Source organism: Microvirga roseola, assembly GCF_020866965.1.
Classification (GTDB): domain Bacteria; phylum Pseudomonadota; class Alphaproteobacteria; order Rhizobiales; family Beijerinckiaceae; genus Microvirga; species Microvirga roseola.
Genome location: NZ_JAJATX010000196.1, coordinates 1 through 535, shown reverse-complemented (window position 1 = coordinate 535; position 535 = coordinate 1). Strand labels below are relative to the sequence as shown.

The following is a 535-nucleotide window of genomic DNA, read 5'->3' as shown; positions in this document are numbered from 1 at the left end:
TGCGGCCTACGCCTACAACTTCCTCCGGACCCATGGGGCTCCGGCGATGGCGCCAGGCGAGCCGGAGGCGGACTACATCCGGCGTGCCCTTCAGTCCGGGCCGTTTCGGACGATGAGGCATAACGGCAATCACGCCTATGTCTTTCCTTGCGGGACCCACTCGACCCGCCAGGAGATCCGCCGGCGGATGGACAAGGGGCTGCCGCGGCCGACCAGAACCGACCTTCCGATGGCGGCCTAGAATCTAGATCAAATATCCACAGCGTTTGGGGGAGCGGTTAACAGTCATTAACCACACCGGTCCGAAGAGATCCGAACCATACCGCCGAATCGCGAGTCCAAGTTCAGGTCGAATACTGCGCAACTTCGAATCACGTGGGTAACTTGGAATCACTGGGAACCGGGCTTTTACATGCGAATTGACTCGCCCGTTTGGGCTAAATGACTCATCGCAAAGAAGTTTCCCACCGCTGAATCGATCTAATCTGAATAGATTCTTGACGCCCGACTCCACAGCCACCTCAGAATCGGTCAT

Annotated in this window: 1 protein-coding gene; it reads left to right on the top strand. The window is 57.8% G+C overall.

Going from position 1 to position 535, the window contains the following annotated elements; all coding sequences use genetic code 11:
- Positions 1-241 (top strand): hypothetical protein (locus LG661_RS24860; RefSeq protein WP_230534664.1); only part of this gene is annotated, 241 nt, incomplete at its 5' end.
- Positions 242-535: the final 294 nt, after the last annotated feature.